Origin of the sequence: Edaphobacter sp., from assembly GCF_035532915.1 — a bacterium.
Lineage (GTDB): Bacteria > Acidobacteriota > Terriglobia > Terriglobales > Acidobacteriaceae > Edaphobacter.
The window spans coordinates 1-10,019 of record NZ_DATKQC010000340.1; the positions used below are offsets into that span (position 1 = coordinate 1).

Here is a 10,019-nt window from a genome sequence, read left to right on the forward strand (position 1 = left end):
CGTACTTGACGGTTTTGATACCGCCTTTTAACCACATCGTTCACGACCTCGCCGTCACCAACTCAGCCGCATGCGGCAGTTTGAAATCAGCCCCTGTAGGCCGATTCCGGTGGACCTACCACCATCTCAGATACAGCATCGCGCTTTCCTGGCACACTGCAAGAGGCTCAGTGATTCAAAAACGACGGCTGCCGGATTCTGTGTGTGGAGTGATACCTGGTCGGTGAAATTGACTTGACTTGACAGGTGTCGCCTGCCGCGATGTACTCTTTGATCTTCAGAACGCTGGCGCAATATGCGTCGTGCGTGATGCCAAGGGCCACACGATCTGAAATAGGGTCCGTATTCTTCTGCCGACTCCTCTCCAGCAACTGTAGCGGATCCACCCCCTGGAAACGCCCTTGCGCGTGATCAAAGATCAGAGGCCGCTTGTAGACCCAAGCGATGCAGGCGGAAGCTCCTGCAATCTGGGGCAGGTGCCAGCAAATTGCTCGAAGTGATCACCGCATTCATAGGAGAAGAAACCGGCGACGTGGAAGCCGTTGTAAGTGCTTCTTCCATCTGAAAAGATACCTGCGCGATCTTGTCAAGTCTGGCATCTTCTTGCTGTAAGCTATTGATTCCAACCCTGAACCATATTTCCGACGCACTCCTGGAAATTGGCTCATCAGGAGGTCCATGGTCAAACGTCGCCAAAAGAGCCGTATCCAGATCGAGTTTCCCGTGCATATATCGGGGTTTACTGCCCAGGGAGTGCAGTTCGTGCAGGACGCCGTTGCACGAAACATAAGTTGCAGTGGAGCACTCCTATCGGGAATTAATCATGAACTGAAATCTGGAGACCTGATCGAGATTCAATACGAAGAGAAGCGAGCCCGGTTCAAGGTTGTGAGGATAGGCGGCTCCAAAACCCTCGATAAACCACAAGTAGCGGTTCACAGGATGGAGGGAGAGCGCTGCCCCTGGGAGCAAGCCCCTCCTCGAACAATTGACAAGGCGGAAGAGAAAAGCGTGATGCTGATCGAGAGCATCACCGACTATGCCATATTCATGCTGGACTTGAGTGGGCATGTGGTCAGTTGGAACGCGGGTGCCGAACGACTCAAGGGTTATCGCGCGGACGGGATCGTCGGCCAGCACTTCTCGCGCTTCTACTCGGAGGAGGATGTCGCGCGCGGCACCCCGGCAAAGGGTCTGGACATAGCCGCGCGCGAGGGGCGGTTCGAGGAAGAGGGCTGGCGGGTGCGCAAGGACGGTTCCCTGTTCTGGGCTAACGTGATTATCACGGCGCTGCACGACGAGACCGGACAACTGCAGGGCTTCGCCAAAGTCACACGCGATGTCACCGGGCGCAACCAGGCGGAAAAGAAAATGGCCAATGCCTTGCGCTACGCGCAAAAGATATTAGACACATCGCCGATAGGCATCATCACCTACAAAGCCTCCGGTGAGGCGGTGGCCGCCAACCCTGTCAGCACCCAACTGGTCGGTGCCAGCGTTGAGCAGGTAAGGAGACAGAATTTTCGCCACTTGGAGTCCTGGCGGCGCTCCGGATTGCTGACCTTAGCAGAGGAAGCGCTGGCAACTGGTGCGCCTTGCCATGGCGAGGTCCACATGACCAGCACCTTCGACCAAGAGTTTTGGGTCAACGCACGTCTCATACCCTTTGCTTATGAAGATGAACCTCATTTATTGGTACTCCTTGAAGACATCACCGAGCGCAAGCAGGCCGAGAAATTTCTGAAGCTCTTCCGAACGTTGGTCGATCAATCCAACGATATCCTTCAGATTGTTGATCCGGAAACGATGCGCTTCCTCGATGTGAATGAGAAGGCCTGTACGAGTCTGGGCTACACTCGCGAAGAAATTCTGCACATGAGCGTTTACGATATCGATCCCACAGTCAGCGAACCTGGGCGCACAAAAGTGTTTGATGAATTGCGGAAGTCAGGATTCGGAATCTTTAAGGGTCTCCACCGGCGGAAGGACGGTTCAACGTTCCCGGTGGAGGTGAGTATGAGATTGCTCCACATTGACCGCAGCTACGTAGTCTGCACCGCCCGTGACATCTCCGAACGCGAGCGGATGGAAGAGGTACTCCGCAACGCGGAGGAGAAGTATCGGCGGATCTTCGAAGAGGCCGTGATCGGCATCTTCCAGAAGGCCCCGGACGGAAGACTCCTGAGCGCGAACCCGGCGCTGGCCCAGATCTTTGGGTACGACTCCCCGGCAGAGTTGATGGCCGGCCTCACCGATGTTGCCCACCATGGGTACGTAGATTCGAGCCAGCGCGAGCTGTTCAATCGTCAGCTAGAGGAGAAAGGGAGTGTGCATAACCTCGAGTATCAAGCCTATCGGAAGGACGGCAGCAAACTGTGGTTGCTGGAGAACGCGCGCGTGATCCGCAACTCCAGCGGAGCTACGCTGTATTACGAAGGCACAGTTGCAGACATCACGGACCGCAAAGTCGCCGAAGAGAAGATCCAATACTCAGCCTATTACGATGCTCTTACGGGGCTCCCCAACCGAACTCTTCTTCTGGATCGATTAACAAAGGCACTCGCCAGTGCCCGTCGGCAAAAAGACAAAGTTGCGCTTCTGTTTCTCGATCTCGACCAGTTCAAAGATATCAACGACTCGTTCGGGCACCCGATCGGCGATCTTCTCCTGCAAGGCGTTGCAGAACGCTTTAAGGGATGGGTGCGTGAACAAGACACGGTGGCCCGGATAAGCGGAGATGAATTCGTTGTCGTGCTTACCCGCGTAGAGGATGTCTCCGACGTAGCAGTTGCCGCTCAGCGGCTGATGGATACAATGACCGCTGAATTCGTCGTTCCAGGTCACGCAGTCAGAATTACTTGCAGCCTCGGCATCAGTATCTTCCCTGAACATGGTGCGGACGGCGAAACCCTGATCAAACATGCGGATGTGGCCATGTATTGCGCCAAAGATCAAGGACGTAACAACTTTCGGTTCTTTACCGAGGACATGAACGCTCAGATCGTGGAACGATTGACATTGGAAAACAGTTTGCGACTGGCACTCGACAAGAATGAACTCTTTCTGGTGTATCAACCGCAGATGGATATTGGCACTGGAAGAATCATTGGGCTGGAAGCTCTCCTCCGCTGGCAACACCCAGAATTGGGCCTCGTGCCATCGGATAAGTTCATACAAATTGCAGAGAACAGCGGCCTGATCATGCCAATCGGTGAATGGGTGTTCAGGACTGCCTGCTCTCAAGCCAGAAAATGGCAGGACGAAGGGCTTCTCGCAGTGCCGGTGGCCGTAAATATTTCAGCGGTACAGTTTCGCCAAGAGGACTTCAGCAAACTCATCGGCAGTGTGCTCCGGGAGACTGGCCTCGCTTCCCAATACCTCGAACTGGAGCTGACGGAAAGTCTCCTGCTATCGAATGAACACGTGATGCTCTCGGTTTTTCAGGAATTAAAAGCCATCGGGTTGAAGCTAACAATTGACGACTTTGGGACTGGCTATTCCAGCCTTAGCTACTTGAAACATTTTCCGGTGAGCAAGCTCAAAATCGACTCTTCGTTTGTTCGGGATATCGCCGTGGATCCTGATAACGCGGCGATCACAACCGCAATCATCAGTATGGCAAAACACCTGCATCTCAAGGTGATTGCGGAAGGCGTCGAAGACGAAGCCCAAATGTCGTTCCTGCGGGCACATCATTGTGACGAGATTCAAGGCTACTATTTCAGCCAGCCTTTAACGGTTGACGCCGTAGCCGACTTGCTGCGAGGCACCAACCACAGCAGGGCAAACGTATCTTAATTCTCAGATTGAGTTCGCAGGCGGCGGAGAGATGTGCGCGAAGGCGCCTGAGATCAGTGTAAGGGCCACCGGCGGTCCGCTCAGGCACCGCCCGCCTGAGGAGCGCACCCAAAGCTTTTGTCTGGGGCCGCCGCCGCGACCGGCTGATGTTTACCCATGGGAGAAGTTCCATGGATGCCAAAGCCGAAAAGATCGCGCTCTTCCGCTACGGTGAGAGATCGCAGCCCGCCACCGCCTCCAAGCGCACCTCAGTTTCTGTGGACACGTTGTTGGACTACAAAGAACGGCGGTCACTGTACGTTGCAACCTAGTGAGTTGCGCATACTCCTTTCTGAGCATGTTGTCGGAGGGCTTCATCGTCTCGCTTTCGCTCCACGACGCCTCCCACGCTACAAGGCTTGAGTCTGTTAGCCTCGGCCGGACTTTCACCGGCTGGTTAATGTGCCCTTGGCTGGACACGCCGACATACCACCCGTTCTTGTATAGCGTGGCAATCGTCAGGGAAGGGAGCGTGGTGATGTTGGTCAGAAACACCAGCGCCCTGCCTGTTTCTGGGTCCTTGAAGCGAATGCGGCGAAGATGCTCGGGGTAGTTCTTGGCCGAATAAAAGCCGTTGAGCATGGCGCGTTGATCGCAGATGATGCCACTGCCGCGGTCAACAGGATGCGAATACACGCGCCGCGCATCCATACCCTCCTTGGCGCGGGTGACGAAGAAGGCTCCGGCCTGATGCATCGCATACAGCCGCACGAAGTCCAGGTATCCCCGATCCATGATGTAGAAACTGCCCGCCTCCACGAGAAGAATGTCGAGGACGTTTACATCGTGCAGTTTCCCGTCACTGATGTGAATGAAGGCGGGAATTGCGCCGCGCAGATCCAGCAGGGTGTGTAACTTGATGGCCGCTTTGGTGGATCGAAACGTCGCCCAGTCGAACAAACTCAGGCATAAGTCGATAGTGGTTGAGTCAAGCGCCATAAACGCTCGCGTCGAAGTCCAGCACCGAGGCATCTTGCGCGTACAGTGCCCTAGCATGAGCGATCAGTCGCTGGGCCAGTGCACGGTAGATGTGCCAGTCGCGCAGGTTCAGTGCATCGGCCAGCGTGGAGCGGGCGGGCGGCGTGGCAATCCCCATGTGAAACAGTTTGGCATGATTGGCCTCCAGGCAAACCTCAATGTCGCGCAACGACTCGCGCCAGGTGAGTTGCGAGAAGGCCATGATTCGAAACAGATCGGCGCAGCCCAGCGTGCGCACACCCGCATCGCCCTTGTGCCGTTCGATGATGCGTGCAAAGGTTTTCCACGGCACAAACTCCATCACCTGCGCAAACAGCGTCTCTTGCCCACATTCATGCGGCACTCCCGGTCGTGGAATCCCGAAAGCATCGCAAAGGAGCGCCACGCAATTCAAATCGTGGACACCCTAAATCAGCCGGAAAACATAGCCATAACGGGACTTGCGGGCTGAGCCCCGCCATGCCTTCCGCGTCATAACGCTTGCGCCAGTCGATGACCGTGGGACGCGACGTGCCCAGCGCTTCGGCAATCGCGCTGTTGCTCCAGCCTTCTGCCGCCTTCAATATAATCCGGCTGCGAAACGCCACCCGCTGCTCTGTCTTGCCGCAGCGGACCAGTCGCTCCAACTTCGCTCTATCCTCCGACGTTACCGCCAATGCCGCGCTGATTCCCGCCATGCATCATGCATAGCAGGTTTACGCTCGACCGTATAGTACTGCACGAGACACTACACCTATATGGACGCGCATAAGTAAAGGGACATTCTCTCAGTGCAAACTGGCGGTTTGCCAATGCTCCAGCGTCACATGATGTCCCCTCCTTAATGCACGGCTGTATAGTTTCCATAGCTCCAATGATTGCCGTTTGAATCATGACCTGTGGGTTGAGAGATATCTGCCGGCAAGCGGCACTCTGCCCATGCCTCATCCGAAGCGTCGACGACACGACTATGAGGCATGTCGCGTCCGCGTCTTTCCCCTCGGGAAGATCCGGCATGGAATCTGGCGACGAACTCCGGTCGGTGCTCCCTTTCCATTTTCCCGATGTCTCATCGGCGACAGGTCCGGCGCGGCGGTTACTATATTGTTTCCTTTCCCGGCCTATCCATGAATTTTTGTGTTAATTCTTCTGGCCGGATGACATAATGAATTACTTTTACCTAAAACTTATGAATGAAGTTACCGACCGCGAAGGCGTGCTTCTTGTTGTTTTTGCGGGACGACGAAGCCAACCCATGTCCGCGATGCCCGGAGTGCCTTCCTCGACCCTGTTCGATCCAGATCACGGCGGCGCTTTCGCAGCTGCGCCGATCTTGAGGTTCGCATTGCTTTTAGGGGTTGCGATAACGCTATCGACGGGTACCCTCTTAGCGAATGCTTCCGACGCGCCGCGGGCGGAGCGGGAAGCGGCCGTCGCCGAGGCGCGCGCGGGGAACACAACGGGCGGCCTGAACGCCCTGCAGTCGCTTGTACAAGAGCATCCAAACGATTCCCGCCTGCTGGCAGACACGGTGATCGTGGCCGGCTGGGCAGGCGACGATGCGTATGTGCTGGAACTTTATGCACGCCCGAAGACGCCGAAAGATGATGCGAATGTAGCCGAGGCCGCAGCCCATTCGGCGCGTAATCTGCATGAATACTCGCGCGCGCTCAACTTATATCGTCGCGCCGAATCTCTGGCTCCCGAACTCTGGCAGGCTCGTTTAGGTCAGGCCATGGTTCTTATCGATCTGGGCGAGTACAGTCCAGCCTCCAGTTTGATGCGGCCTTTGTTCCGTGACCATGGCAAGGAAAAGGACGTGGAGCTGGGCCAGGCATATTTATGCGAACGCCAATCCAACTTCGCGTGCGCTCTTTCAATGTACGAAGCCCGTTTGGATCAGGTACCAAAGAACTATGAAATACAGTGTCAATTGGCGCAGTCGTTGTCCAGAGCGGGTGGAGAAACATATGCGTTGGATCTTTGCGATCGGCCAGTCTCCCTCGAAACTCGCGTATTGAATGCCGGCGCAGCGGCAGAAAATCTACGGTGGACGGAAGTCTATCGTTCGCCGTGGACGCAACGAAAGGACGAAGCGAGCCAGGCGCTGGCGCTGTTGGACGGAGTGATCGCAGCGTCCTCGGCCAAGGACACGACGTGGAAACGGGCACAATACGATCGGATTCTGGCGCTTTTCGAGCTGGGCCGTATGCGCGACCTAACGCGATCCTACGAGCGTCTGAGCCGGCTGGGAATTGCGCTGCCGCCCTATGCGCTGCGGGCCGTTGCCGGTGCTTATCTAGGGCTACGCCAGCCTCGCCACGCGGAACGCATCTATGGCGCTCTTGTCCAACATTCACCGGACGATGGCGAGGCATGGAGCGGCCTTGCATACGCACAATTCGAGAATGAAAACATCCATGCCGCCTTTCTCACGATCGACCAGGCGTATGCCGACTCTCCGGTATGGATTGGCGCGCGCAACCTGAAAGTTCCCCAAAACAACAGCCTGCACACGGATCTGGGGCTGCAAGCTGCCGAGATGCGCGGGTACGCCGGTCTGTTGGAGGAGGAGCAACGCCGATTGACGGCCATGAGCGCTCTGGCACCGGCCAATATCGAGTTGCGGCGGGCGCTGGCCATGAACTATCTCGACCGCGGATGGAAATTGCGCGCCATCGAAGAGGAGCGCATCGCCGATAGCTACGCGGAGAAAGACGAACGTCCTTCATTGGAGCAGGTTGAGATTCTGGATGGCGCGGGCGACCGCGATGATGCGGACAGGTTGATAGCGCCTTTGCTGCAACGTGAGGGAAACACTCTGGCCGTCGACCGTTTCCTGCGCGATCGCGCCATTGAACGCGGCTGGCAACTGGATGGGGTCGGCGCGTATGAGTGGTCGAGCGGTCGCTTTATCGGCTCCACAGACCAGCATTCGGAAGCTCATCTTTACACGCCGCTGGCGGACAATCGCTGGCGTCTTTACGCGCACGAGTTGAGCGACAGCGGCAATTTTGCGGCAGGCTTTGCCTCTCGCACGCGGGCGGGCCTGGGCGTGACCTACAACTATGACCGCCAAATGGCGTGGGGAGAAATTGCGGGTGACACCGGTACGACTGGGACGGTCGCCGCTGGAGACGTTGGCGCCCAGTTCAGCCTTGGCGACCATTGGAGCTTCCGCGCACAGGGCGACAGTGACAGCATTTCCGATGTCCAGTTGATCGCGGTGCTGGGGAAAGTTCGTGCCCGCAGCGTGGACCTTGACCTTGGCTGGCGGGCAAGTGAGCTGCTCTCCGCGAATGTCGGGCTGCAACGGGTCCTTTTCTCCGACGGCAACCAGCGCGCCGCGATCTCCGGGGCACTGGACGGACGCGTATGGACCACTCCGCGACTCCAATTCAATTTACGCGCGGAAGAGTGGGCGTCCGCCAATTCGAGAGACGAGAACCGGGTTTATTTCAATCCCAAGCATGATTTCTCGCTAGGGCCTCGCGGCACTCTGAACTGGTTGACGTGGCGGCACTACGACAGCAGCTTTCATCAGGAGGTGAGTCTGTATTCCGCGCCCTATTGGCAGGAGAACTATGGGATTGGCAGCGCCATTTCGGCAAGCTACGGCGCGCACTGGACGTTACGCAAGCGACTTGGTTTTGTTGGCGAAGCGGTCTGGAACAGCCAGCCCTACGATGGCAGCAATGAGCCTTATACCGCAGTCAACTTCGGCTTGACCTGGGGGAGCCAATGAAGCGGCTGCTGCTGATTGGCTCTCTGCTGATTTCATTCGCCGGCGCTTATGCGCAGTCGGCGGATGTGATTGTGCTCTGTTATCACGACGTCCGGAACAACGTTGGCGGCACTCCCATAGGCTCGCCGCGGATTGCCGGCCAGCCGGCCGAGATTACACCCGGCATGGACGCGCATCTGGATGCCGATCAATACGCCATCAGCACGCGAAACCTGGCTTCGCATTTCGATTGGCTGCGCGCTCACGGATACCACGTCATCGATTTACAGCAGTTGATCGATGCGCGAACCGGACATAAGAAGCTGCCCGACAAGGCTGTATTGTTAACCTTCGACGATGGCTTGCACAGCGTGTATACGAATGTCCTACCGCTTCTCAAGGCATATCGCTACCCGGCAGTCGTTGCTGTGGTGGGTGCCTGGGCCGACCTGGCGGCCGATGGCCAGGTAGATTACGGCCCCAGACCGTTCACGCGTGCCGACTTCGCAACCTGGAGTGAACTGCGTGAAATGCAGGACAGCGGACTGGTAGAGATTGCTTCTCACACCTACGACCTGCACCGCGGCATTTTGGCCAATCCGGAAGGCAATGTGATCCCCGCGGCCGTGATCCATGCTTATAATGCGCAGACCCGCCGTTATGAAACGGACCAGGAATACGCCGCCCGTATTCGCGCCGATCTCGCCCGAAATTCCGAGGAAATTCGGGAACACCTGGGTCGAACTCCCCGCGCCATTATGTGGCCGTATGGACAATACACGCAAAGCAGTGACGCGATCGCTGCTTCGCTCGGCATGGCGGTCACGTTCACGCTCGGGTTGCCGGTCGTTTCCCCTACCAAACCTTTCGGGGAGACGGGCCTGAATGCAATCCCGCGTCTGGTTCTCATGTCGAATCCGAATGCCGAAGCTCTGGCGTGGTCGCTCGTCCATCTGGACCTGAAGAGCAACATCCGCGCCGTTCAGGTGGACCTGGATTACGTCTACGATCCGGATCCAGCGCAGCAGAACCGGAATCTGGGCCTGTTGTTGGATCGGGTTAAAAAACTGAATGTCACTCAGGTATGGCTGCAGGCTTTTGCCGACCCCACAGGCAGCGGCGCCGCCAGTTCCGTCTATTTTCCCAATGGCGAACTGCCCATGCGGGCCGATCTGTTTTCGCGGGCGGCCTGGCAACTGCGCACCCGCTGCGGCGTGCAGGTCTACGCATGGATGCCGGTGCTTGCATGGCAACTTCCCGACAGGTCAGTCCAGGCGCGCTTGCAAATCAAATCCAAATCCGGTGCGCCCTCCGAACTTCCGGTGCGGTTAAATCCATTCCTCCCGGAGAGCCGCCGAATCATTGGCTCTCTTTATGAGGACCTCGGGCGTTCAGCCCCGGTGGCCGGCATTCTGTTTAATGACGACGCCTTTCTGAGGAACACGGATGACCTGGGCCCGCAGGCGCCGCCTCCAGGCCCGGAGCGCACAGCCGCTTTGAT

General features: G+C 57.2%; 5 protein-coding genes and 1 pseudogene. 4 read left to right on the top strand and 2 right to left on the bottom strand.

The features are described from left to right. Window positions 1-678 precede the first annotated feature (678 nt). Window positions 679-3,798, top strand: coding sequence for an EAL domain-containing protein (locus tag VMU57_RS16230; RefSeq protein WP_325385280.1), 3,120 nt, complete (start codon window positions 679-681; stop codon window positions 3,796-3,798). 462 nt (window positions 3,799-4,260) lie between these two features. Here the strand turns inward: VMU57_RS16230 and VMU57_RS16235 are convergent. Together VMU57_RS16235 and VMU57_RS23115 are read right to left on the bottom strand one after the other, a co-directional pair. Next, window positions 4,261-5,151, bottom strand: a pseudogene (locus tag VMU57_RS16235) (IS4 family transposase); the annotation flags it as partial. Beyond that, complete coding sequence (locus tag VMU57_RS23115) at window positions 5,148-5,402, bottom strand: helix-turn-helix domain-containing protein (RefSeq protein WP_414648665.1); 255 nt, start codon at window positions 5,400-5,402, stop codon at window positions 5,148-5,150. The pseudogene VMU57_RS16235 and the gene VMU57_RS23115, both read right to left, overlap by 4 nt. Between VMU57_RS23115 and VMU57_RS16240 the strand changes: the two genes are divergently transcribed. From VMU57_RS16240 to pgaB, 3 genes are all read left to right on the top strand, one after another. Beyond that, entirely contained in the window at window positions 5,308-5,505 is a 198-nt protein-coding gene (locus VMU57_RS16240) for a hypothetical protein (protein ID WP_325385282.1), read from the top strand. The two genes, VMU57_RS23115 and VMU57_RS16240, sit on opposite strands and share 95 nt — an antisense overlap. A 454-nt stretch (window positions 5,506-5,959) precedes the next feature. Next, window positions 5,960-8,539: a poly-beta-1,6 N-acetyl-D-glucosamine export porin PgaA gene (gene pgaA / locus VMU57_RS16245; protein ID WP_325385284.1), complete on the top strand. Its 2,580-nt coding sequence runs from the start codon at window positions 5,960-5,962 to the stop codon at window positions 8,537-8,539. Beyond that, the coding region (gene pgaB, locus VMU57_RS16250; protein WP_325385286.1) for a poly-beta-1,6-N-acetyl-D-glucosamine N-deacetylase PgaB at window positions 8,536-10,019 on the top strand (1,484 nt) is incomplete at its 3' end. The genes pgaA and pgaB, both read left to right, overlap by 4 nt.

What these genes read in the sequence shown, in the direction of transcription:
- VMU57_RS16240 (WP_325385282.1), top strand. Translation starts at nt 5,308, where the DNA reads ATGACCGTGGGACGCGACGTGCCCAGCGCTTCGGCAATCGCGCTGTTG.
- pgaA (WP_325385284.1), top strand. Translation starts at nt 5,960, where the DNA reads ATGAATTACTTTTACCTAAAACTTATGAATGAAGTTACCGACCGCGAA.
- VMU57_RS16230 (WP_325385280.1), top strand. Translation starts at nt 679, where the DNA reads ATGGTCAAACGTCGCCAAAAGAGCCGTATCCAGATCGAGTTTCCCGTG.